The sequence below is a fragment of the Ignatzschineria sp. 22MB058224 genome (assembly GCF_058188435.1).
In genome coordinates, this window is sequence record NZ_CP187366.1 from 410,143 (window position 1) to 434,479 (window position 24,337).

At 36.1% G+C, this 24,337-nt stretch carries 18 protein-coding genes and 2 tRNA genes; 10 read left to right on the forward strand and 10 right to left on the reverse strand.

From position 1 onward, the window contains the following. Positions 1-176: 176 nt before the first annotated feature. From ACPF7B_RS01555 to ACPF7B_RS01580, 6 genes are all read right to left on the reverse strand, one after another. Positions 177-1,196 carry a fimbrial protein gene (locus ACPF7B_RS01555; protein ID WP_490505883.1) on the reverse strand — a complete coding sequence of 340 codons (1,020 nt, stop codon included), beginning with the start codon at positions 1,194-1,196 and terminating at the stop codon, positions 177-179. Between the two features lie 168 nt (positions 1,197-1,364). After that, a complete protein-coding gene (locus ACPF7B_RS01560; RefSeq protein WP_490505884.1) occupies positions 1,365-2,069 on the reverse strand; it encodes a fimbrial biogenesis chaperone in 705 nt (234 codons plus the stop codon). 12 nt (positions 2,070-2,081) lie between these two features. Beyond that, on the reverse strand, positions 2,082-4,571 hold the full coding sequence (locus ACPF7B_RS01565) for a fimbria/pilus outer membrane usher protein (RefSeq protein ID WP_490505885.1): 2,490 nt from the start codon (positions 4,569-4,571) through the stop codon (positions 2,082-2,084). 114 nt (positions 4,572-4,685) lie between these two features. Continuing rightward, on the reverse strand, positions 4,686-5,249 hold the full coding sequence (locus ACPF7B_RS01570; protein ID WP_490505886.1) for a fimbrial protein: 564 nt from the start codon (positions 5,247-5,249) through the stop codon (positions 4,686-4,688). Between the two features lie 585 nt (positions 5,250-5,834). Further along, positions 5,835-5,911 (reverse strand) — tRNA-Ile (locus ACPF7B_RS01575). A 7-nt stretch (positions 5,912-5,918) separates the two neighbouring features. Beyond that, positions 5,919-5,995 (reverse strand) — tRNA-Val (locus ACPF7B_RS01580). Between the two features lie 200 nt (positions 5,996-6,195). Here ACPF7B_RS01580 and ftsY point away from each other — a divergent pair. Beyond that, positions 6,196-7,761: a signal recognition particle-docking protein FtsY gene (gene ftsY, locus ACPF7B_RS01585; RefSeq protein WP_490505887.1), complete on the forward strand. Its 1,566-nt coding sequence runs from the start codon at positions 6,196-6,198 to the stop codon at positions 7,759-7,761. A 250-nt stretch (positions 7,762-8,011) separates the two neighbouring features. On the opposite strand, the gene ACPF7B_RS01590 is transcribed toward ftsY, so the two are convergent. Together ACPF7B_RS01590 and ACPF7B_RS01595 are read right to left on the reverse strand one after the other, a co-directional pair. Further along, on the reverse strand, positions 8,012-8,722 hold the full coding sequence (locus ACPF7B_RS01590; RefSeq protein ID WP_490505888.1) for a hypothetical protein: 711 nt from the start codon (positions 8,720-8,722) through the stop codon (positions 8,012-8,014). A 175-nt stretch (positions 8,723-8,897) separates the two neighbouring features. After that, entirely contained in the window at positions 8,898-10,751 is a 1,854-nt protein-coding gene (locus ACPF7B_RS01595; protein WP_490505889.1) for a Na/Pi cotransporter family protein, read from the reverse strand. A 162-nt stretch (positions 10,752-10,913) separates the two neighbouring features. Between ACPF7B_RS01595 and greB the strand changes: the two genes are divergently transcribed. Further along, complete coding sequence (greB, locus tag ACPF7B_RS01600) at positions 10,914-11,411, forward strand: transcription elongation factor GreB (protein ID WP_490505890.1); 498 nt, start codon at positions 10,914-10,916, stop codon at positions 11,409-11,411. Between the two features lie 124 nt (positions 11,412-11,535). On the opposite strand, the gene ACPF7B_RS01605 is transcribed toward greB, so the two are convergent. After that, entirely contained in the window at positions 11,536-13,314 is a 1,779-nt protein-coding gene (locus ACPF7B_RS01605; RefSeq protein WP_490505891.1) for a hypothetical protein, read from the reverse strand. A 386-nt stretch (positions 13,315-13,700) separates the two neighbouring features. Here ACPF7B_RS01605 and ACPF7B_RS01610 point away from each other — a divergent pair, with 386 nt between their 5' ends. From ACPF7B_RS01610 to ACPF7B_RS01630, 5 genes are all read left to right on the forward strand, one after another. After that, positions 13,701-14,000, forward strand: coding sequence for a lipopolysaccharide assembly protein LapA domain-containing protein (locus tag ACPF7B_RS01610; RefSeq protein WP_490505892.1), 300 nt, complete (start codon positions 13,701-13,703; stop codon positions 13,998-14,000). Positions 14,001-14,080: 80 nt separating this feature from the next. Then, entirely contained in the window at positions 14,081-15,229 is a 1,149-nt protein-coding gene (locus ACPF7B_RS01615; protein WP_490505893.1) for a hypothetical protein, read from the forward strand. Between the two features lie 163 nt (positions 15,230-15,392). Beyond that, on the forward strand, positions 15,393-16,733 hold the full coding sequence (locus tag ACPF7B_RS01620) for a nucleobase:cation symporter-2 family protein (protein ID WP_490505894.1): 1,341 nt from the start codon (positions 15,393-15,395) through the stop codon (positions 16,731-16,733). 292 nt (positions 16,734-17,025) lie between these two features. Further along, positions 17,026-18,558, forward strand: coding sequence for an AbgT family transporter (locus ACPF7B_RS01625; RefSeq protein WP_490505895.1), 1,533 nt, complete (start codon positions 17,026-17,028; stop codon positions 18,556-18,558). An 85-nt stretch (positions 18,559-18,643) separates the two neighbouring features. Then, on the forward strand, positions 18,644-19,831 hold the full coding sequence (locus ACPF7B_RS01630; protein WP_490505896.1) for a M20 metallopeptidase family protein: 1,188 nt from the start codon (positions 18,644-18,646) through the stop codon (positions 19,829-19,831). A 105-nt stretch (positions 19,832-19,936) separates the two neighbouring features. Here the strand turns inward: ACPF7B_RS01630 and ACPF7B_RS01635 are convergent, their stop codons facing one another. Next, positions 19,937-20,938 carry a DMT family transporter gene (locus ACPF7B_RS01635; protein WP_490505897.1) on the reverse strand — a complete coding sequence of 334 codons (1,002 nt, stop codon included), beginning with the start codon at positions 20,936-20,938 and terminating at the stop codon, positions 19,937-19,939. 332 nt (positions 20,939-21,270) lie between these two features. Between ACPF7B_RS01635 and ACPF7B_RS01640 the strand changes: the two genes are divergently transcribed. From ACPF7B_RS01640 to ACPF7B_RS01650, 3 genes are all read left to right on the forward strand, one after another. Then, positions 21,271-22,158, forward strand: a complete 888-nt coding sequence (locus ACPF7B_RS01640; protein ID WP_490505898.1) for a LysR family transcriptional regulator — start codon at positions 21,271-21,273, stop codon at positions 22,156-22,158. 24 nt (positions 22,159-22,182) lie between these two features. Beyond that, positions 22,183-22,401, forward strand: coding sequence for a hypothetical protein (locus ACPF7B_RS01645; RefSeq protein ID WP_490505899.1), 219 nt, complete (start codon positions 22,183-22,185; stop codon positions 22,399-22,401). Between the two features lie 99 nt (positions 22,402-22,500). After that, a complete protein-coding gene (locus ACPF7B_RS01650) occupies positions 22,501-24,201 on the forward strand; it encodes a hypothetical protein (protein WP_490505900.1) in 1,701 nt (566 codons plus the stop codon). Positions 24,202-24,337: the final 136 nt, after the last annotated feature.

A 24,337-nucleotide genomic window follows, 5' to 3' on the forward strand; every position in this document is an offset into this window, starting at 1 on the left:
TTCCATAAAAAAGAAATAAAGTGATGTAACTGTAAAAGAGGAGCTTTTATTGCTCCTCTTTTATCATCACCAGATGTATTTTATCAGATATTAACGATACTCAATCTGATAGACAACAGTTGTTAAAAACTTCAACAATCTACATTGGGATCAATGAATATTGAGATTAAGCGATATCAATAATACTCCATTGTATAGATGACGACACTTGAAAATGGGCCCGATTTAATCGGAGCATTATCAGGTCTTTTTTCTATCAAAGCATCAAACTTCATCTTTAATAACGTGTCTGATCTACCAATAATACCCTCCCCAGTAGCCTGACCAAATTTCACTAAATTACCCTTTTCATCTTTTAGTTTTAATATCAGCCCATTTTGTAAATCTATATTTTGGTCGTTATAAAGCGTCCCTGAGTTAAAGATAATTTTGGGGGAAATGTTTGAGTTACATTTTGTTGATGTTTTTTCTACTGTTATAGTGAAATTATCTTTGAGTTGTTTACCAGACTCCATCTCTTTCTTACTTACACTACCAAAATCAATCGAAGGTTTATCAACAGATGTTTTAAATGCACCAACTAAACATGTATTTTCTTTAATACTTTCAAGATCTATAATTAAAATTAAGTGGGTACAGTTACCAATCTCTGTTTCACTACAGATATTATAGATAAGTCCCCCTGTTTCATAAAACCGTGATGTGACAATTGGAGAGTAAAGCATTAGTGAAGGAAGGGTATAGCGAACTTTATATCGAGTGCCCGCAGGATAAGGATAATTGTTAACAGCAGTTGTCGCTCTTGTAAATAAATTCGAGGTTGAATTTATCACTGAACCTTTCGATGGAAGAATAGCTAGATAACCCACACCTTCATATCTTGTAGGTTTAAGATCTTCCAACATTTTTTGAGTATTTATTGTTGAGGCATTTATGGTTCTTAAATCATTGATAATCACTTTAGATGGGGTGCTACAGTAAATATCGACCTCAATTCTATAACTTATAGGTGGTGCATTTTGTTTAAATGTAAAAACTGCATCTAAATTATTTGAGGTCGGGGAGATGACAATACCATTTTGCACAATATGTTCAACAGTACATCGAGCATAAGCAGGAAGCGCACATAAGAAGAGTAATAGTGAGAATATCAACATTTTCATAAAAGTTGATATTTTTTGCGTAAAATAATTCATAGAATATACCTAAATGGATAATAGAGAATATTGATTTTTTTAAAGTGGACGATGATTGGTTTTAACTTAAAGAGTAGTTATCATATTAAATATTTGGTAGTAACATCGTTAAGTCAGAATCAATCAGAATCAATTGGAAACAATATTGTTTCATCGCTTTAGCATCCATTAGTTAATAATAAGTTGACAGCTGTTTTTACACTGATAACTCTGAGATTCCGTTCCCCCAAAGTCATTAATAAAGTAGACGGTTGGCGTATTTCCTAAAGAGAGATGAACGACGCTACTTCCAAAAGGTTTTAAGATAATATCTTTTTCAATCACCTTTCCTTTTGGACCATTACTAAAGCCTAAAATGACCATATGATATTCTGTTGGGTTTTGGAGTGTATAGCTATTACCCGACTTTGAAATTTGTAACTCTTTTAACCAACCATTCTCTTTATACTGCTTTAAGCCTTTTGGGCGATAGAAGAGCTTCACCTTCGATTGAATCACAATATTGACCTGATTCTCTGCATCTGTTTTGGGAGGAACACCTAACACATTAAAAAAGAGCATCGATTCGCGATCGGTCGGAAGATTATTCTGCCCTGCTAAAGAGATCTTTACCTGCTTCTCTTGTCCGGGATTGATTCTCTGCAAAATAGGTAGCGCCACCAATGGTGATTCGATCTTATTGCCTTGATCATCTTCGATCCAAGATTGTGCTAAGTAGGGCTCATTTTTATTGGTGTTTGAGACCACAATCGATTGTGAGTTTGATTGAGCACGGTCAAAGATGATCCGAGTTCTATCGAGCGTGAGCTGCGCATAAGAGCTGTTGAGGAGTGATAAGCTAAGTGTTGCGATCGCAATGAGTAGTTTTTTCATAATAGATGACTCCTAGTGACAAATAATTGTGGTGAATTCTTCAGTATCGGTAGATTGAATGGGGAGGCGACAAGATTGATCATCACCCCATTTCACAATAAACGTTGCCTTTTTATTAAGACCTGTGAGATACGTTCGACCTTGATCGGCGACCATCCCCACTTCAGTATCAAGCCCATTTTCTCGATAAACGATGGCACCAAATGGAGGGTGTGATCCATCGGGCAGTGTAATGGTAACTAGCGCCTTCTGACCACTGACTGCATTAGCAGATCGATAGGCGATCGCACCTTTCGTCGGGGCTATTTCCATCACATTATCTTGAATCTCTACATTCTCAGGGAGATTATCATTATCGATCAGATAGGTTGATTTGTAGTAGTTAGGAATATTACTCACGCCTGCAAGCCCAAAGAAGTTAGATTCACTACTTGAACCTTGTATTTTGACACCCGAAACCCCCGTATCAATAATAAGGCGTGATCCTTCCTCATAGACATAAGGATGAGTTGCCACCCCGTGTTGCGTTAAGGTAAGTGAACCACTAAAGCCCGCAGTAACACTCTGCTGATCAGATGAGTAGCTCGCCGAGCTATTAAAGTTACCAAAGCTTAAGTTGGTGTTGTAAGACGCACTCAATGCGTAGTCGATCGATCCACTGAGATCACGTTGATGATTCATTGAAGCGCCTAAAGAGTAGTTTCCGCCCATTCCTTCACTATAAAAGGTGGCTTGTTGGGAGACATTTTTTCGCCCTCGTTCATAACGTGCATTATAAGAGAGACGCGATGTTCGATCTTCTAATGGAATGGAGAGATAGAGCCCTACTAAATCATCTTTGTTACCATAGCTACTTTTATTGTGGGAGAGATTGAGCGATACCGAGGTATTACGGAAAAAACCACTTTCAATCGTCTTATAGAGAGAGACGTTGTAGTAGGAGTTGCTTCCTTGATTCCAATAGGTCGATTTTGAAGCGGTTGCTGCAATATTGATATTCCATTGAGGAAGATATTGGGAAATACTGAGGGAAAACCGGTTCTTTTCTAAATAGAGGCGATCAAACTGATGCGTTTTCATATCAATATAGTTATTGAGTGTTGTGTAATCTCGGCTTGAGAAGCGGTAACCTGCGATATTAAGCGAGGTATTTTGCCCAAAGCGTTTTGCATAATTGAAGCGATAGCTTTGGCCCGTCAGGCGTTTTCCTGGATGAGCTCTATTCTCCGACTTTGTCATATCAAATGAGAGGGCACCAATAACCCCTAAATTGAGCCCGAGCCCGGCACTATAAGCTAAATACTCATTATTGGTCGTGTAATTAATTCCCCCAATTAAGGAGATTATATCGGTTAAACCGTAAGAGCCATCCACTGAGGCAAATTTAACATCGACTTTTTTATTGACGTGTTGTGGTGCTAATTGACCGGCGTTGATATTGTAGCGAAGTGCCCCTTTTCGAGTTAAATAGGGAACATGGGCAATATCCACTTGGAACTCATTGATCGATCCATCGCTCTCTTCAACCGTAACATCTACCGCTCCACTTAAGTAAGAGGGGAGATTGGCAATGGCAAAAGGTCCTGGTGGTACTTGAACCTGCTTGATGATATTGCCATATTGTCTGACCGTGACAACTGCATTAGACGTTGCGGTACCAGTGATTTGGGGCGCATAGCCTTGTAAATAGTTAGGCATCATGCTCTCTTCGGTATAGAGCGAAGCCCCTTTAAAGCGAACGGAGCTAAAGAGGTTTGAACGGGAATAGAGCTCTCCTGCATAGAGATGGGCGTTTAAGCTCCCAATATCGGTAAAGGCATAAGTTTGGGTGCGCTCAAATTTTTTCCCCACATTGTTAGGGTTATATTGATAATTGCTGCGAAAGCGGAATCGTCCAATATTGGCGCCTATTACGCCATAACTTGTGAAGTTGTTATATGTAGAATATTGCCCATAACTTTTGTAACGATTAAATGTCTTAAGCAGGTTATAGTCTAAAAAGAGCCCGCTAATTCCATGATCACGCTGATTAGGTGGAATCCAATAAGGGTCGAAGTCCACCAAATAAGCATGGGGCATACGGATGTTGATTTTTTGCTGCTGATCATCAAACTCTGCACTAATCGTTTTATCATACTCTAGTAAGCCGTAGCAGTTGCCGGCATCGGTAGTGTTGATGATCGATTTTTTGGCACCAGAACGAAGCGTTTTGCTAATAGGTAGTGAGGTCAATAACTCATCGGTAAAACAGATATGACTTTCACCACTATTACTGTAGAGATAGACCGGATGATTATAGAAGATATTTTGCTCATTGATCTCAATATCGGCAAGGTATTTTCCCGTAAATTGATCGTTACTGCCAGAAAAGGCAGAGAGATCGACATTTTCAAATCCTAAAGCCTCTAAAACCTTGTTATTAAATTCAAACCCATAGCTAAAAGGGGAAAGGAGGCTACCTATCATTATTAGATATTTCCCTTTTTTTATAGCTTTTTTCATCAAAAATTCCGCTTAGTAGTTTTTAATTATCGATACATCAGAAGAAGGTATCTCAACAAAAGAGATACCTTCCTTATAAAAAGCTAAGTAACAGATTGATATCTGCTATTGAGGTTATTTATAGCTAGCAACAAAAGAGATTGTTGTTTCAACAGTACCTGCTGTTACAGCAGCATCACCCGCCATACGACCACGAACACTATAAGTTGCAGTGCCGTTTACATCGTCAATGTTTGCTTCGATCGGATCAGGCGTTCCTGTTGGTGGAATTTGTGCAAGACCTTTGCTTCCACCGACTTCAACTTCGATGCCTACACCTTGTGCATTACCATTATTTGCCCAAAGATTAGTACCAAAAGTCGCTTTTTTACCTGGTTTGATAGTAATTGTGACCGCTTTTAATTTATCTTTATCATCAACATCTAAATTACAATCTACAAATTTAATTTCACCCGTACCCCAAGCACCAAACTTCTGTTTTTGTAGAGTACCTTTCGCAATAGACCCTAAATCAATTGTTGCGGAATTCCCAGCAACAATCGTACAACCTTTTTCTGTCACGGTACCTGTGAATTTAATTTGACCATCTGAACCCGCTGTTGCTTTTGGAAGATCTTGAGCAAATGCTGTTGTAGAGAGAGAGAGTGCTGCAACTAATGCTAACGATAATTTTTTCATCTTTTCATAACCTTTGTTTGTTAAATGCAAAATAGTTTTTATATAGAACTAAAAAACTCTATATATAGTAAACAAAAAGATAATTATTGTAAATATAGGTAAAATTATTATTTAATTATTTTTGCTAATAAATAGTAATAGTGGCGATGTTTACTAACAACGAACAATCGTTCTTTTAGAGAACGTGAGTGAATTGCAGATAAAATAAGAAGAGGATTTTAAAATGGAAAAAAGTTTAAATTACAAATACCTATATTTTGTGTTCTCTATCTATACTAAAAAAACACGTTAGTTAACTCAGAGGTCATTAAAAGCAGATTCTATGTCACAATATTTATAGGGATTATTTGCTAATTGAATAATTTTTTAGCATTTGCAAGATGAGTATAAGGAGTTTTTATAAAAACACCTTTGATAATAAATTACATTTTATAGTGTTATTTTTCTAAATAAGTATTAGCATATGAACTTGCAAGCGATTTTTTTTTGACAAATAAAAAAGAGATACAGAAGTATCTCTTTTCGAAAACATTAATAACTGATGTAAATTTATATCAGTTATTTTTTTGGTCTTTTGATTACATTTGGTGGGCCTTGCTGGTCTCGAACCAGCGACCGCTCGATTATGAGTCGAGAGCTCTAACCAACTGAGCTAAAGGCCCTAAAAGATGGTAGGCATAATTGGATTCGAACCAACGACCCCCACCATGTCAAGGTGGTGCTCTAACCAACTGAGCTATATGCCTATTAAGTACAAGACGGTATATTGCCTGATCTAGTTCTCTTTGACAAGTGTTTTTTTATAAAATGCTAATAATTAGTCATTTAAAATATAGAGACGAAATTTACCTGTTTTCTTATTGAAGGAGTGAAACAATAATTCTTAGAAACTGCTAAAATAGGGAGAAATTCATCTATATAAACTTTGTAATAAAGATTAAGTACTATGGCAGAAAAGAAAAAAGGTTGGTTTAGTAAATTATTTGGTGGAAAAAAACAGGAAGAAGAAATCACTCAAGATATTGAGCAGATACCATCTTCTATTGATAAAATTCCAGAAGAACAGGAAGTGGTAGCTGACAAAAGCTTAACCTCCGATTCTGTTGAGATTACTAGATTTGAGAAACTTGATGAAAATAGTACAGCTCCTTTCACAGAATTATCGCCCTCTATTAATGCAATAGAAGCAACTAAAAGCGAAGCTCTTGAGGTTGCCGAACATATCATTGATGATGTCAAGATGGTTTTTGATGAGCAAATTTCACATCACCAAGAGCTTTCTAAGGATGATTCCGGGAATAGTGATATCAATAGTCTATTGAATGAAACCGATAATATTCAGCCAGAAAGTTCGATCATTACTGAAATCACGGAGAATGCCATCGAAGCGGTAAATAATTCCGAATCTTCTTTTTCAGGTCTTAAAGATAATGATGAAACTAGTACTGATTCATTTAATGAGGAATTACTCACTAGTAAGGATAATAATTCAGATAGTCCACTTTTATCTGAAAATAAACCTGAAGTCTCTGAGGCATTCATTGATGAAATAACGACACAAGAAGCGCCTGTTAAAAAGCAAGGTTTTTTTGCACGTCTTAGTAGCAAATTAAGTAAAACGCGAAATGGTTTAACAGAAGGATTAGCTGATCTTTTCCTAGGAAAAAAAGAGATTAATGAAGAAATCCTTGAAGAGTTGGAAACGAGGCTATTACTGGCTGATGTAGGAATCAAGGTGACCGATCATATGTTGACATCTATTAGAGACTCAGTCTCTCGAAAATCACTCTCTAATGTGGATGAATTATTTGCCGCGCTTAAAGCTCAAATGAAAGACATTTTAATACCGGTTGAAGCACCTTTAGTGATTGATAATGTTACACATAAACCCTATGTGATTTTGATGATTGGAGTGAATGGTGTTGGTAAAACAACAACTATTGGTAAACTTGCTAAAAAATTTCAAGCCGAGGGGAAATCAGTAATGCTTGCTGCTGGGGATACATTTAGAGCAGCGGCTGTTGAACAATTAGAGATTTGGGGAGAGCGTAATAATATTTCTGTTGTTTCACAAAAAGAGGGGGCTGATCCGGCGTCTGTAATATTTGATGCAATGGAGTCTGCTAAGGCTCGTAAAATAGATGTTTTAATTGCTGATACAGCTGGCCGTTTACATACTGACTCTGGACTTATGCAAGAATTAGGTAAAATTAATCGAGTTATGAAGCGACATGATGAGAGTGCTCCTCATGAAGTAATGCTTGTTGTTGATGCTTCGACCGGGCAAAATGCACTAAATCAGGCTCGTCAATTTAATCAAACAGTGCCGCTTTCAGGTATTACGTTTACGAAACTCGATGGGACTGCAAAAGGTGGAATTATTTTTGCAATTGCAGAGGAGCTCAAAATTCCTATTCGGTTTATAGGTGTAGGAGAGTCAATTGACGATCTTAGACCATTTAAGAGCGGTGAGTTTGTTGATGCATTAATCTCGCAGGATAAAGACAGCTAATGAAATATATTGGATATTTATTAAAAGTTTAAAGGAATAATTCCCGATTATACTTTCGATCATAGAGCTTCTGTATTTGTAGGAGACAGCAGACATTCATCAATATTAATGCGTAATGCAGAATTTTTCTGTGTATGAAATACATAGTAGCAACAAACTATCAGAATTGTGTATCTATTATTTCATTGTAAAAAAATCCCGTATCGTGTACGGGATTTTTTAATTTTTATTTAATAAGATCTAGGGTATATTATTTGTTTAATAAATTACCAACGCTTTTTTTAGTCTCATCAACTGTTTTATTCATTGCCTCTTCAGCCGCTTTCTTCATTTCTTCAGCAATTTCCGCTGCTGCTTCTTGAGCTGCTTTCTTAGCTTCTTCGATTTTATCGACATTATCGCCAGCTTTTTTAGCAGCTTCTTCTGCTGCTTTTTCAGCTGAATCAACAGATTTTTCTACACTTTTTGCTGCTGCTTCTTTTGCATCTGCTACATCTTTAGCTGTTTTTTCAGCTGTTTTTTCGGTTTCTTTCACAACATCTTCAGCCTTTTTAGCGGCTGCTTCAGTTAATTTATTTGCTTCTTCAGCTTTTTCTTTTGCTGCATCTTCAGCTTTTTTAGCGGCTTCATCAGCTGCTTTCTTCGCAGCTTCTGCTTTTGCTTTAGCCTCTTCTTCGGCTTTTTTAGTTGCTTCTTGAGCTGCTTTTTTCTCAGCTTCTATTTTAGCTTTTGCTTCTTCAGCTGCTTTCTTCGCTGCTTCTTGAGCTGCTTTTTCCTGTTCTTTTGCAGCTTTTACCGCAGCATCTTCTGCTTTTTTAGCGGCATTTTCAGCAGCTTTTGCTGTTTGCTCAGTTTGTTTTACTGCAGCTTTTGCTGCTGGATCTTTTGCTTCATCAGAACATGCTACTAATCCTGCGAATGCGATAGAGCTGATTAAAAGCAATTTTGTGATGTTTTTCATATAAAAAAGTCCTTATAAGTTTAAGATGATTCTATAACGTATTACGTTTTTTGTATCGTTATATTTAGATTGATAAGCGATTTTAAAAAAATATCTTATTCAACAGATAATTATACGCTATTTAGATTATAAAAAAAATAGTAGGATATATCTTCCCAACTTTTAAAAATGTTAACTAGAGATTAGTTTCATTTAGTAAAGTGATTAAATCAAGATTACTTAATAAATTATCTTCCTGAATCGCGACAAGTTTTAAAATATTGTAGAGGCTTTCGACAATTTGAGTCGAATAATAGAGATCATTAAGAAGAGAGCTTGTAATAAACCCACTAATATTTTCTTCACGTAATTGTTGATATATCTTAGATTTTATTTGGTTTTCAAATATTCGTGAGGAATTAATGCATTCATTAAAAGGCTGTATTACTTGCTCAAATTCATTATTAGTAATTTGTTGTTGAATTTTGAAAGCTGTTTGGAGGTTTTCAATAATGTAGTTGCGTAATTCAATATAGAATGGGTAGGCTTCGGACGTGGGTCTGTTGAGATAATATTGCAAATTTTTTTGTAGATGATGACTATTTTTTACCGCAGAAACGAGTTTGAAGGCGATAAGTTGAGAGGTTGTCAATATTGATTGATATTCCTTATCTTGTTCTTTATATTCGATCTTGCTTATAAATGTAAGTAACTCACTATATAACCCTTTGATATAGCGTCGGTATAAAATGTCGGCATCGACAGGCGTATTGTCATGATATTGGACAATCATATTTTTGTTCAGATGACTTTCGTTTAAAATCTCAGACTTCAGTGATAAGGTATGACAAATGACTTCAAGACTTATTTTTGAAAGATGATTGAGTTCTTGCAGTACTGCTTGAGTGGCTGTTTGAATTGAAGAGAGAGCGTTATCAATAAGGTATCGTGATTGTTCTTTCTCTTCGATTATTTCTAGGTTAGTGGTAATGCTATTGTGTATATCTTTAACAATGCTTTGAGGTTCGGGGTGTTCAGGAATTAATCGTTCAAGTAGTTTTGCTAAATGACTTTTAAGTGGCCAGAAAAAAATAAGTCCAACTAGATTAAAGAGAGAGTAAAATATAGCCACTTCTATTAGTCCTGATAGATTGAGAAAAAGAGCAATTTTATTTGTCAGGATGATTAGCGCTTTGAAAAGTAGTAAGACAATTACTGCAGTTCCGGTATTATAGATTACATGTGAAGCGGCAACTCTCATTCCTGCTCGATTCCCTCCTAGAAAGCCTAAGATCCCTGTTGCTAATGCACTGCCAACAATAGCGCCAATCGTCAGAGCATAGGCTTGAATATGATTGATCTGCGAGAGAGAAAGCATTGTTAAAATCAGCATAATAGTAGCATGGCTTGATTGGAGAATAATCGTTAAAATGATACCTATGCCTAGTAACAAAAATGTGCCATACCATCCAGTGAGCTGGTATTTTAGGATATCAAAATTAGTGGTAAACTCTGCAAAACCGTCTTTAATGAGGTCAATTGCAAGTAATATAAATGCGATACCAATAAGAACTCTACCGGCAGATTTACTACGCTTTCCAGTAAAAGAGGCTAGTATACCAATCACAATCATCGGGTAAGCAAACGGCCCCAGACTAACATTTTGACCTGCTAGGGCAAGTAGCCACATTCCGCCACTTGATCCAACATTAGCCCCAATAATAATGCCAATTCCAGCCGCTAATGTAATAAGATTTGTACTGATAAAAGCAATGATTAATAATGAAACAACGGTTGTTGATTGTAATATTAATGTGGAAGTGGTGCCAAATAAGAGACTTTTTAGGTTTGTCTCTGTACTTTTTGCAAGGATTCGTTCAAGCTTTCCCCCAGCAAGTTCTTTTAATCCTTCCTGCATCGATTGCATGCCAAAAAGAAAGAAAGCTAAACCAGCACAAAGTTCCATCCAACTCGTGTTAAGATAGAAGGAATAGAGAAGTGCGATTATTATAAAAATAATAAAGCTATTTCGAAAAAAATTTTTACTCACGACAATTCCTTAATGTGCTTTAATCATTTTATAAATCATTAGATAATATTTATTATTGGAATAATTATCCAATATGATAGCGGAAATAGGGAAGAGGAGTGGATTATTATTCAATATTTTCTGGGTTAGACGTTGTTTAAAAACGTCTATTAATTTATTACTATGAATAATCGAAAATTATTAACAGCTGAAGGATACCAACATCTTCAAAATGAGTTGCAGTATCTTTTGAGAACAGAGCGCCCTGAAATTACGAAAATCGTATCATGGGCGGCAAGTTTGGGGGATCGGTCTGAGAATGCTGATTACACCTATAATAAAAGGAAGTTACGAGAAATTGATCGCCGGATTCGTTTTTTGACAAAGCTTTTCGATGTTGCTCAAAAGGTAGAATATAATCCGCAACAGGAAGGAAAAGCCTTTTTTGGGGCTTGGATAACATTAGAAGATGAAGACGGAAAAGAATTAACAGTTAGAATTGTAGGTGATGAGGAGATCTATCAACATAAACAATATATTTCACTTAATTCACCAATGGCGCGCGCCTGCCTAGGAAAAATAGAAGATGATGAAATCTTTATTAGAACGCCAGAAGCTCAAAAAACATGGTGGATCAAAGCGATTGAATATCGTGAGCTGTCACAAGAGGAATTGATGTGATTGCGAGGTTATGTGGATGTATAGTTAAAACTTAATGAATTCGGATTATCATGATAAAAGGAATATAGAGTTGCATTGCTATATTCCTTCTGCTTTTACTGCTTCAAATATGAACCCGACGGACTTATTTTTTGCGATTTTTCGGTTTGTTGCGGTTGATTCGATTGTTCTTGCGATTTGCATTATTTGAAGACTGATTCCCTGATATTCCTTGGGTAATATTTTGAATAAAATTTCCAGAAGTTGATTGGCCTAGTCCTCCTGGTGTATTAAACATGTCACGCCCTCTACGGCGATTTTCGCGAGCGATATTGGCTTCAAAAGAGCCCGTTTCAAAAGGTAAACGGTTACGATTAACAATTTCATCTTGATTTGTACTGAAAAAATCGCTTTGATTATCCATTGGTTGGTGATTATCAGATTGATTGTTAGAGCGATCATTTCGACGATTATTATTGCGTGGTTTGGTAGCTTTTTTCTTCGTTTGATGCTTATTATGTTCTCTTTGTTCCTCTTTTTCACTATTGTTTGTTTGAGTCACATCTGAGGCGGTATTCTCTTTTACTGCAGAATTGCGAACTTCTTGAGGTTTATTAGGAGATTTACTACGTTTGTCCCTATTGTCGTAATGACTCTTCGGAGAAGTAGTGGTTTCTTTCTCTGAAAGGGTGTTATTTTTGGATTTGCGTTTGGGTAACTCAATATCAATGGTGACTATTGGTTGTTGCAAGGTCGGATATTCTTCCATCATTGCTTGTATCCAAACTTTATCATTTTCTGTCATAATCGTGACAAGATGCTTTGGTGCTAATTTATCTTTAGCAAACCGATATCGATTAGCATATTCCGCATAAACAGTTGGGAGATCCAAAAAGAGGATTGAATCACATTTTTCAATCTGATCTGCATAGTCTTCAATTACATGATGCATTAGAATAAATGCAGAAAATTGTCCTTTGTTGTAACGATCAAAAAGGCTTAGTGCGGTCTCTTTATCAACTTTTTCGTGTACGATTCGGCTACGAATACGTGCACGATAGAGATATTTCTCTAGCAATCTTGCGGACTGGCGATTATGCGCAATGATTAATGTATGCTCTAAATGATGCTCTCGAATATAATCCCTAATGAATTGCCGCTGGGTATTTTTAGGAATTTGAGCAATGAAAACAGTTGGAAGATTTTTCTTTTTGGTTGACTCTTGTTTTATGGGAGTTTCATTGAATGTCTGTTTTGTCGTAGAAGTTACTTCAGTATTAGAATCTGTATACTGATTCTCAGCAATGCCAGCACTGTTTTTTTCTTTAGATTCAGTTATTTTTTTACTATTTAATGAAATTTTCGATTTTGTTGGTGTGCTTTTGTCTACTGCAGCAAGTGCTTGGTCGATTTCAACTGTGATTTGATGAAAATTAGTTGAAAGTAGTAATGAAGGATTATCAAGTTCTAATAAAGGATTGTTAATTTCTTCAATAAAGAGTAGGTCATATAAAAATGTCGGAGTAATATTCTCATCGATCAATATAAGATCAAAATCAAGGAGCGGTAGAGAATTGCTGCGAATTGATTCAAGAGAGAAAAGCGGGTGTGGAATAATTGTTACTGATGCACTATTAAAATCAATCGCTGATTGCCCTTTTTCTGTAAGTATTAAGTTTGTTTTAATACTGGGTTCAATCTGATTGAACACCATTTCAGTCATAATGGCATCACTAATATGATTGGTAAGAATTAAAATACGATTTAATTTTTTGGTATCAATAAATAAAGCGACTTTAGCTAACAGGTGAAGCGCATTCGGTGAGTCAATAAGTTTTAAGTTATGCTTTAGACGCAAAAGTGCTTTCGTTGCTAAGGAATATTCATTCCAGCGCGCGATGATCGTCTCATTTGTTGAATTCATATAAGTTTTATATCTATTATTGTTTTATGGGTATTAAAAAATTGATCTTTAATGTTGTTACTTGTTTTATAACGGATTATGTTGGTTGTATTTGAATACAGCAGACCAGTCACTAGACTAAATATAGTTTTCTAGCAAGATTTGTGCATCATATTTAATATCGTTAGTTATATATAGTATTTCAGCTTTACTACCTGTAAGAAGGTTCTAAAAAAATGGCGCCGATTTCCATAAATTAGGGTGCTTGATAAAATTTCCCGCTACTTCAAACCCCGATAACGCTTTATAATTTACCATGATAAGCGTAAAATGCAAAGCTCACAATACTATTTTATGCTAAAGTAAATAAACTTGTCTAAAATTTATGAGAAAGGATTGCTAACATTATGAAGCGTATCTATTTTTGGCTAAAAGCTGCGATATGGGTAATTATTTTTGCCGTTGTGTTTATCGTATTCTTTGTCAATCGTGATAGTACAGTCTCTTTTAATTTTCTTTTTGGAGAGACAACAGTTAATACCTCTATTTTTATCTGTATTATTTTCATAATAGGCTCAATCTTTACACTTGGAGTTTTAACGCTGTTAAATATCCCTAAAATTTTTTCAAATGTTGTTCTGAAAAATAATATTAAACGTTTAGAGAAAGAAAATTCTGAATTAAAACGTAAAACGCATGTCCTTTAAAACACGGTTATCGTAATTTTTTATAATGACCAGTATATATTATGATTTTCGCCATGAGCTTATTGGGATAAGAAACTGTAATGTTTGAATATATTTGGCTTCTTCTTCCTTTGGGGCTTTTAATTGGTTGGTGGGCCGCAAAAAGAGATAACGTTAAAAAGCAGAAGATGCTCCGTTATCTTAATCTTCGTTATTTTATCGAAGAGAGTAAAGAGGTTGATGAGTCATTATTAACGCTACCGCCAGATTATGATATTGATAACCTCAACTTTAGTTTGATGCTTGGTGATGTTTTTCGTAAACGTGGCGAAATTGATAAGGCGATTAATCTCCATGAGTATCTGTTAAAAGAAGCCCCTACTCGAGAATTAACCGAAAAGGTGTATCTCTCTCTTGCAGATGATTATCTTTCAGCAGGAATTTTAGATCGTGGCGAGAGCACCTTGCGTCAACTTTTAGAATCGGATACATATCGTGATCTTGCGCTTTTAAAGCTTGCAAAGGTTTACAAACAACAACGTGAATGGTTGCAGAGTATAACTATGCTTGAGCAATTAAGTGAAGCGCCTTCTACTCATTATGCTGAAATTGCCCATCTTTATTGTGAGTTAGCAGAAGAAGAACTATATACAGAATCTCCTAATTTAGAGCGATTGATTTTATGGCTTGATAAAGCTTATAAAAGTGATCCAAATTGTGTTAGAGCGAGTCTGATTCGAGCTTATTCGCTCTACTATTATCAGCAATATGAAAAAGCTTTAGAGTACTTGCTAATGGTAGAAAAGCAAGACCTCCAGATAGTTCCTATAATTATTCCGATGGTGTATGAAATTTCTATTTTATTAGGAAGAGAGGTTTTCTTTCGAAATTGGTTAATGGGAATGCTCACAAAAAATGAGCATATTATTTTAAAAGTGTGGAGAGCTCATCAATATATTTTTGAAGAGGGTTTTCATGCCGGAATTGAATATTTGCAAAAGGAACTTGATCAAGAGAGTAATCTTTATGGACTGATGGTATTAAATCAGCTGCAACGTTTTGAGGGTAGTTTTCCAGAAGCCGCCTTAATAGAGAAAACGTTTCGAGATATGCTTGATTATTATGCTCAGTTTCAATGTGATTCTTGTGGTTATACAACGAAAACATTGCAATGGTCTTGTCCAAGTTGTTTTGAATGGAATTGTTCGATTCCTGTAAAGGATATAGTCGCACTTAAAGCCCATCATTAGAACGATTTAATCCAAAGTTTTTGTAAAGTAGAAATATCACTGCACTTCAATTTTTTTGACTGTGTATAATAGAGCGGATCAATTTAGTGTAAATGATAACCTATTTTATTTTCACTATCTTGAAGCGCCAACTTTTCAAATCTATTATGAGACAAACATCGTCATGAAAGACCAACTCCTTTATCATTTAGAAGATAAGCCTCCGTTTTCAATCTCTTTATTACTCGCAGCTCAACATCTTTTAGCAGCACTCGGTGGAATTATCGCCGTCCCATTAGTAATTGGGAGTGCATTAAATCTCTCAAGTTCAGAGAAAATTGCCTTAGTGAATGCCGCGCTATTAGTTTCCGGTGCAGTCACTTTTGTGCAGTCCAGAGGAATTGGCCCGATCGGACTCCGTCTTCCCGCTGTTATGGGGACAAGCTTTACTTTTGTTGCTTCAGCAATCGCTATTGGGACAAGTGAGTATGGTGTTTCGGGGATTTTGGGGTCATCGTTAGTAGCTTCCTTAGTAATGATCTTAGGAAGTTTTTTTATGCCACAAATTCGCAAGCTTTTTCCGCCAGTTGTTACTGGTACAGTCGTTGCAATGATCGGTCTAAGTCTATTGCCGGTTGGGCTTGATTGGTTTGCTGGTGGTCAGGTTGGGGGCGCTCAATATGCATCAGCAGGGAATCTGTTTGTTGCTTTTTTTGTGCTTTTTGTAGTGATCGGTTTAACTCAATGGGGTAAAGGGATACTCGCATCGGCATCAATTGTAATCGGGATGGTCGTTGGTTATGTGGGGGTCATTATTCTTGAAAAAGGTTTGGGTTATTCCCTTGGTTTAACAGATTTTTCAGGCATTAAAGAGGCTGAAATTTTTGCATTTCCTACACTCTTTAATTATGGATTTTCATTCCCTATTTCTGGGATTATTGGCATGAGTATTGCTTATCTTGTAACAATTGTTGAGTCGAGTGGAAATTTTTTAGCACTTGGCGAAGCTACTCAGACAAAAGTGACCGGTAAGCGTATGAAAGGGGGGATTTTGTGTGAGGGGTTAGGATCAGCTTTTGCAGCGCTAATGTCGACAACACCGTTTTCAACCTTCGCGCAAAATATCGGTATTATCTCGCTAACAGGTGTTGCTAGCAGCTTCGTCGTAGCGATGGCTGGTGTATTATTAGTACTTGCTGGAATATTTCCTATCTTCGGTGCATTAGTAGTTTCAATTCCATTGCCAGTATTAGGTGGTGCGGGTTTAATGATGTTTGCAATGATTATTACTGCTGGAATTCAAGTGCTAGGTCGAGTAGAGATCAATAAACGTAATGGGCTAGTAATTTCCGTTTCATTAGGACTCGGCTTAATGGTGACTATGCGCCCTGAAGTACTTAATGATTTGCCAGATTTTTTCCAAGTGATTTTTAAGTCTGGAATTACAGTGGGATCACTATCTGCTTTAATTTTAAACTTAATATTACCAGGTCGCGAGATTGTTAAAGATGAAGAGAATGATTAGATATTAGTTCTTTGTGTATAGATTCTGTTCAGAAGATGGGTGTTTTTTGATTGCTCATCTTTTTTATTTATTTAAACAAAAACAATCTTTTCAAAGCGATGATTCTCATTAGAGTGATTTTCATCATATTTTAATAGTCAATAAATAGAATTTGTGTGAAAAATATTATAATAATTTTGTTTAAATTTCAGTTTGATATCTGATATATCTAATGAGTAGGTTTAATAGACAATGATAATAATGATTGAACTCTATCAATAGATAATAAAAATAAAATACTAAAGGAGTTGATATGGCAACGGATACTATGCGGTCGAGCTTGTTTGTGCGCTTTTTAAATCGAATTGAGCATTGGGGTAATAAACTGCCCGATCCTGTGATGATTTTTATAGCGCTTTGTATTATTACGGTTGTGGCTTCTGCAATCTTAAGTGGATTAAATGTAACAGCTTATAATCCCGTCACAAAAGAATCTGTGCATGTAATTAATCTTTTAACAATCGATGGCATAACACGAATATTAACCCAAGCGACTTCAAACTTTACTAGTTTTCCAGCGCTTGGTGTGGTTTTAGTAGTGATGTTTGGAATAGGTGTGTCAGAGCATAGTGGTTACTTTAAAGCATTAATGATCTCTACTGTTGAAAAAGCACCATCTAAGTTAATTATGCCGGTAATTATTCTTGTGGCGATGCTCGGTACCGTTGCCGGCGATGCATCTCAAATTGTTGTACCACCACTGGCAGCGATGATTTTTTTGCGATTAGGCTATCACCCAATTGCGGGGCTGGTAATGGCATATGCTGCGGCATTAGGTGCTTTTGCGGCTAATGCAATATTGGGAATGGCGGATGCCTTAGCGCTTTCATTTACTGAAGCAGGTCTTAAAACGATCAATATCGATGTCCCAGTAAACATTGCAATGAACTGGTATTTCATGACCGTATCAATGTTTTTATTACTCTTTGTAATTCTGTTTGTAACACATAAGGTTATTATTCCAAGACTCGGTCCTTATCAGCCTTTTGGGGAACAAGAACCTATTGTAGATTTAACGTCATTAGAATTAAAGGGACTTAAATGGGCTAATATATCTATTGTATTAGTTTTTTTGACCATTGCGATTCTCTCAATTCCTCCCTCAAGTTTTTTGCGTAATCCAGAAACGGGAAGTCTGATTGATGGGCCGCTGATACAAGGTGTTGCCATTGTGATTGCAGTTATATTTTTTATTCCAGGTTTAGTCTATGCAGCAATTACTAAGCAAGCAAAGTCATCGAAAGATATTGTTGAGATGATTAACAAATCGATGGCGGGAATGGGACCATTTATTGTGATTGTCTTTTTCTCAGCTCAAATGATTGCACTTTTTGCATGGAGTAATTTGGGGTTGATTATTGCGATAAAAGGCGCTTCTTTACTTGAAAATCAAAGTGGTGTGGTATTGATTGTTGGCTTCATCTTTATCACAAGTATTATTAATATTTTCATCGGTAGTGCATCTGCAAAGTGGGCGCTATTAGCACCTATTTTTGTGCCTATGTTCTTATTTTTAGGTTATCACCCAGCATTTACTCAAATTCTTTATAGAATTGGAGATTCTATTACTAACCCCGTTACACCGATGATGGCCTATCTACCACTTTTGCTTACATTTGCGAAAAAGTATGATAAAGATATGGGGCTAGGCACGCTCTTATCCAATCTTTTTCCCTATACATTAGCACTAGGTATTGTGTGGACAGTTTTTGTTCTTTTATGGTATTGGACAGGCTTGCCAGTTGGACCTGGAGGGCCGATTTTTCTTGAGCAAAAATATTTCTAAATGGTTATTCTAAATTATGTATTCAATAAAAAGCGCAAAGTGATCAAAATTTCTTAGCCTTGTGATTAACGATAAAAGGAGCAATATGGAACTCGTAACACAAAAAGACTTAGCACCGTACGAAGCACAGATGTTAGAGTATCGTCGCCATCTTCATGCGCATCCCGAACTTTCATTTCAAGAATTTGAAACAGCGAAATATATTGTTGAAAAAATGGCAATGCTTTCACATGCTGAGATTATTCGTCCGGTAGGTACGAGTGTTTTAGTAAAATTTAAAACAGGTAAACCCGGTCCGAAAATCGGTTTGCGAGCAGATATGGATGCGTTGGCGATTTTAGAAGAACGTACGGAGCTATCATTTCAGTCGAAAAATCGAGGTGTAATGCATGCATGTGGTCATGATATTCACACATCAATGTTAATGACAGCATGCCATTATTTTAATGATCATTTTGACCAACTAACTGGTGAAGTGTGGGCCATCTTCCAACACGCTGAAGAGCTTCTTCCTGGAGGCGCTCAAGAGATGGTGAAGACGGGATTATTTAATGAACTAGATTTTATTTATGGACAACATATCTGGTCGGGGTTGCCGGTTGGGACTGTTGATATTAAAGAAGGACCGGCTAGTTCAAACTCCGATACATATGTGATTAAAATTCAAGGAAAGGGTGGCCACGCATCCCAACCAGAAGCAACGATTGATCCGATTATTATTGGTTCGATGATTATTCAAAAATTCCAAACTATTGTTTCGCGGATGAAATCGCCTCATGCACCGGGTGTGATTAGTAATACAGTTTTCCAGGCAGGGCGATCTGAAGCTTTGAATGTGATTCCTGATAGTTGTTTACTTGGAGGTTCTGTACGTTCTACAAGTGATGAAACTCGTTCGTTATTTATTGAAAATATTAGAAAACTAGCTGAATCGACTTGTGCTGAATATGGCGCTACTTGTGAGGTTGATTACACTGTTGGTTATGGTATTACCGATAATAATCCTGAAAAAACAGCATTTGTTCGTGATATTGCGGAGAATATGGAAGAGACAACGGTCATTACTGAAAAATGTATGCTAGGTGGCGAGGATTTTAGTGCTTTTTCAAAAATTGTTCCTTCAACATTTGTTTTTGTTGGTGGTGGGAATGAAGCGCTAGATTTTAATTTCCCCCATCATCATCCGAAATTTGGTATTGATGAACGTGGATTACGCTACGGATTACAGCTCTTAGTTAATGTAGTTGAGCAATACCCAACGTATTTTAAATAATCGTATAGTTAAATTTTGTTTACTCGCTAGAGTAGAAAATTATAGCTAAAAAGAGAGCGATTATCGAAAGTTCCTTAATCGCTCTTTCAGTAATTCTATTATTAGTTAACTCGATTGTTCACTAGTATCGAGGATATCATCATCTAGATGATGTGCCTCTTGATGAATTTTATCGCGTAATGCTTGTCGATGTAGATGCCGATTATGAAGGTTATTCGCAACAATCATGCTACAAACAATAAATACGCCGAGTAACTCAAAGAAATAGACGTTATGTCCTTGAACAACCCGAATAATGATGGTAGTGACCGGGGCAAAGTTGATAAATAGTACAGCATTGATCGGCGAGAGTATCTGTACGCCTTTATTCCAGCCAAGCAGAGCAAAAAGTCCTGGGAAAAGTATCATAAAAAGTAGATGGTATTTGACCGAACTAATCTCTGAAATTGAAGGAACGGTAATTTTGCCCATAAGTGTTCCAATAGCCACCACGATGATAGTTGTACCCATACCATATAGAATACTTAACGTTGAGTAACGTAAGACGGACCATTCTGGGACGCGTGATCCACCAATGGTATATAGTGCCCAGCCTAAGGCTGCAAGAAAAAGAATAATAAAAGGAATTAATCGTCCACCTGAAAATATGGTGGCAAAGTTTCCATTTGTGACAACGAGTATAACGCCAAAAAAGGCAACAATAATAGTCATAAGAGTGAAATTGCTGGGACGTGCTCGATAATAAGCCCACATAACCATTGCTGAGATGACTGGCACGGAAGCTTCCATAATAGATGCAATTAAAACACCAGGATCACCTAATTGATCTTGCCCAATGAACATTAAAAGATTATAAACAGTGAAGCCCATTGTACCGAAAAACCAAATCATCAAGGTGTGACCTTCGGTTCTAAAGGCGGAAGCGCCTTCTTTAATAAGTAATAGTAAAGCGAGGATAACAGCCACAGGTAAATAACGCAGTAATGTAAAGTAGTAGGGATTCATTACTTTAAAGATCTCAGCTGCAACCGGGAACATCGCACCCCATGAGGCACTCGCAACAATTAGTAAGAATGCACCTAGATAGATATTTTTTCGACTACTCATTAAATTATATTCCCCTCTTTTTATTATCGTTGTATTCGCCTTGACTCTATATCCCTCTTGCATAAAGAACTTCTCTTCCCAAACTAATGAATTTATTCATCTATTACGCCTATTTTGTATGCTCACAAAAAAGGTGAATGAAATACTGTATTTCATCCTATGTTCAAAAAATTTGGGAAAACTTACTATTTGTAGATGATTCTAGCGAATATTTGAGATACTTTAATCTGCCTTAAACATCTTGTAAAATGATTTATTTTACTGATATCGATCATTTTTAGTGATGTTTGTAGTATATTGATATCAAAATATAATTATTTAGGAATCAGCAAATGAATGGTCGTGATTTAAGGATTTTCACAAAAGTCGCTGAACTTGGTTCTATCAGTCATGCAGCAAAAGCTCTGAACTATGTGCAGTCAAATGTTAGTTCTCGAATTCAAAAATTGGAAGAGGATCTGAATGTATCGCTTTTTTTTCGAAGTAAGCAGGGAATGCAATTAACACCTGAAGGGAAAGTGTTAATTGATATTGCTTATAAAATTATTGAACTATCTGATCAAATGATGCAGATAGCGAATGCAAATGGCAAGCCAGTTGGAAAATTAGAAATTGCATCAGTTGAAACGGTTATTAAGCTTCCGCTTATTTTGTCAAAATTTAATAAACAATATGCCTATGTAGATTTACGATTAGCGACCGGCGTCACAACAGAGTTACGGGATAAAGTTCTTAATTATCAGCTCGATGGAGCATTTGTAACAAAAAGTCGTCTAACAAGTCATCCGGAATTACAAGAGCTCGATGTTTTTGAGGAAAAACTTGTATTAATTGCTGATCACAAGGTGAATGATTTAAGCACTCTGTTAGAGATGCCACTTCTAAGTTTTAGCGATGGTTGTGGTTATCGGGCAAAATTTAATGAATGGCTGAAAGCATCAAATTATCAAGTGACGAAACATATGGAATTAGGAACTTTAGAGACAACTTTAGGAAGTGTGATTTCGGGTTTGGGTATTGCGTTTGTACCTTATTCTGCGGTGCAGCACTATGAAAAAAATGGTCTGATTCATTGTCATGAATTGCCAGCAAAATTTAGTGAAATTACTACAACTTTTATTTACCGTGCAAATGAGGAGGTGAGCCCTGTATTGCAAGCATTTGTAGAAACGATTTTAGCCGCAAAAGATGATGCAATTTCGCCTTTCTACCGATTTTAAAAATGATTGACTTAAAGGATTCAAATGGATCAGCAATTTATCTATATCTGTTTAATTCTATTAGCAGTTAGCGGACTTGGCTTACTCTTACGCATTGTTCGTGGGGTAGTTCGTATAATTTTTAAACTTATTATTCGATTGATACTCATTTTACTTGTAATTTTTATTACATTTCAGTTTATTGATGAAAAAAATAACGTGCTTTCTGAGATAAAAGAAAATCTTAATATTCCCAAGCATTAACAGTTGAAAATATCCCTTAAATATAATCATGTTTACATAAATCATTTTGTTATTTACAATTATTTAAAAAATAAATAGAGATGGAGTGAAAACAGATTAATGGCGATTCAACGGACAGTTCTTTCTTATAAGGTATTGAGTACTTTATTAATTCTATTTATGAGTATTTTTTTACTTTCATCAATAGGGAAAGCTCAGCAAGGTAAGAAAAGTGTTGAAGAGACTACTTTATCACTAAATCAGATACGTAGTAATCTCGATGATGTAAATGCTAAGCGGACTAAAGTGATTGAAGAGTTAAAATTCGATCATGATCCTGAACATCGTGAAAGTTTAGAACTAGCTTTAACGCAACTTGATCAGCAGAAACGAAATTTTGAAAAAATGTTCGAAAAAACAGCGTTAGGTGGGCTTGAAGTTGAGCTATATGATGTATCTGATAATGAAGAGGAAGAGATTCTTCATTATGATTGGCAAAAAGAGTTGATCAAGATTGTTCAACCTGTTTTTAGTTCACTACAAAATTTAACAGAGTCACAACGTAAACGTGATTTTATACGGACGACTCGTTCGGAACTGCAACAAAACCTTCTTTCGATTGATGAAGCGCTGTTACATTTAGATGAAATTAATGAAGCGGAGCTTTCTACATCTTCTATTAATCAATTAAATAAGATTAAAAATAGCTGGGGGATTAAGCGCGCATATTACGCGAACCAACTCGAGTTAATCAATCTGCAATATAAAGAAATAGAGAAGGAAGGAAGTTTTTTTCAGAGACTTACGCATGGTACTTGGGATTTTATCAGTCATGAAGGGAAAACCCTTTTTATTAGTTTAGGTCTTTTTTTTGGGTTACTGTATTTATTTTCATGGATTTTACGCAAGATTGTGCAAAGACATGAGCGAAAACTACAAGCTGGTGGGCATATCCATAGTACACGATTGGCATGGCGCTTAATGTTGCTTCTGTATGAATTATTCTCCTTTATTATTGCTTTTACTGCATTATTGGTGGTATTGCATTCTTCTGGTGATATGGTGCTTTTTGGCTTTGCAATTTTAATTATCCTAGCAATGCTTATCAGCTTTCGTAATTCGATTCCTGCTTACTTTAAACGCTTAAGAACTTTTTTAAATATGGGGTTAGCACGGGAAGGTGAACGCGTTATATATGATGGTATTCCATGGGAAATAGAACATATTAATCTCTATTCGGTATTTTTAATTAATCCATTACTTGACAATGGACGTATTCGTTTGAATATCGATTGTTTAGAAAATATGATTTCACGTGATGTTGATAATGATGAAGCTTTGTATCCAACAGAAACGGGTGATACGGTTATTATTGATGGAATTTATGCGACCATAACGCGGCAAACACCGGAGACAGTGTTTTTAGATAACTATGGTGCTGTAATCGAATATGGTACAGCGGAATTTGCGGGAAAACATTTTAAAAATATCTCGAATGGCTATACGCAGAGTACGCAATTTACATTATCCCATGATCATAAAACAGATGATATTGAGCGCATTATAGCTCATTTAAAAGACGCAATTTCGGAAGAGGTTGCGAAAAATAGAGAGCTAGAGCCCTTGGTAGAAGCGATAAATGCTAATTATCGAGAAGTGAATCTCTACGGTGATCTAGTCTTTGGGATGAGTATTCGAGTCGGTAAAAATGCTGAGTCATTTTATAATAGCCTCCCCCGTTTATTGCAAAAATCAGCTTTAATAGCCACTAATAAATATGGGTGGGATATTCCAAGGAAGATATTGGCAACGCTAAACTAGAAAATTGATTTTAACAGAGAATATATTCTTAAAGCCCTATTATGAGGGCTTTATATTTTGAGGATATTGATTTTCTAGATGTATAGGATGATTTTTAGGCAATGATGTCCTGATTTTGTTCTTGAAATAAGGAAAT

Bases quoted from the DNA above. Each gene is read 5' to 3' on its own strand.
- ACPF7B_RS01615 (WP_490505893.1), top strand. From the start codon at position 14,081: ATGTTTGAATATATTTGGCTTCTTCTTCCTTTGGGGCTTTTAATTGGT.
- ACPF7B_RS01605 (WP_490505891.1), bottom strand. From the start codon at position 13,314: ATGAATTCAACAAATGAGACGATCATCGCGCGCTGGAATGAATATTCC.
- ACPF7B_RS01620 (WP_490505894.1), top strand. From the start codon at position 15,393: ATGAAAGACCAACTCCTTTATCATTTAGAAGATAAGCCTCCGTTTTCA.
- ACPF7B_RS01610 (WP_490505892.1), top strand. From the start codon at position 13,701: ATGAAGCGTATCTATTTTTGGCTAAAAGCTGCGATATGGGTAATTATT.
- ACPF7B_RS01625 (WP_490505895.1), top strand. From the start codon at position 17,026: ATGGCAACGGATACTATGCGGTCGAGCTTGTTTGTGCGCTTTTTAAAT.
- ACPF7B_RS01590 (WP_490505888.1), bottom strand. From the start codon at position 8,722: ATGAAAAACATCACAAAATTGCTTTTAATCAGCTCTATCGCATTCGCA.
- ACPF7B_RS01555 (WP_490505883.1), bottom strand. From the start codon at position 1,196: ATGAATTATTTTACGCAAAAAATATCAACTTTTATGAAAATGTTGATA.
- greB (WP_490505890.1), top strand. From the start codon at position 10,914: ATGAATAATCGAAAATTATTAACAGCTGAAGGATACCAACATCTTCAA.
- ACPF7B_RS01635 (WP_490505897.1), bottom strand. From the start codon at position 20,938: ATGAGTAGTCGAAAAAATATCTATCTAGGTGCATTCTTACTAATTGTT.
- ACPF7B_RS01650 (WP_490505900.1), top strand. From the start codon at position 22,501: ATGGCGATTCAACGGACAGTTCTTTCTTATAAGGTATTGAGTACTTTA.
- ACPF7B_RS01630 (WP_490505896.1), top strand. From the start codon at position 18,644: ATGGAACTCGTAACACAAAAAGACTTAGCACCGTACGAAGCACAGATG.
- ACPF7B_RS01570 (WP_490505886.1), bottom strand. From the start codon at position 5,249: ATGAAAAAATTATCGTTAGCATTAGTTGCAGCACTCTCTCTCTCTACA.
- ACPF7B_RS01565 (WP_490505885.1), bottom strand. From the start codon at position 4,571: ATGAAAAAAGCTATAAAAAAAGGGAAATATCTAATAATGATAGGTAGC.
- ACPF7B_RS01645 (WP_490505899.1), top strand. From the start codon at position 22,183: ATGGATCAGCAATTTATCTATATCTGTTTAATTCTATTAGCAGTTAGC.
- ACPF7B_RS01640 (WP_490505898.1), top strand. From the start codon at position 21,271: ATGAATGGTCGTGATTTAAGGATTTTCACAAAAGTCGCTGAACTTGGT.
- ftsY (WP_490505887.1), top strand. From the start codon at position 6,196: ATGGCAGAAAAGAAAAAAGGTTGGTTTAGTAAATTATTTGGTGGAAAA.
- ACPF7B_RS01560 (WP_490505884.1), bottom strand. From the start codon at position 2,069: ATGAAAAAACTACTCATTGCGATCGCAACACTTAGCTTATCACTCCTC.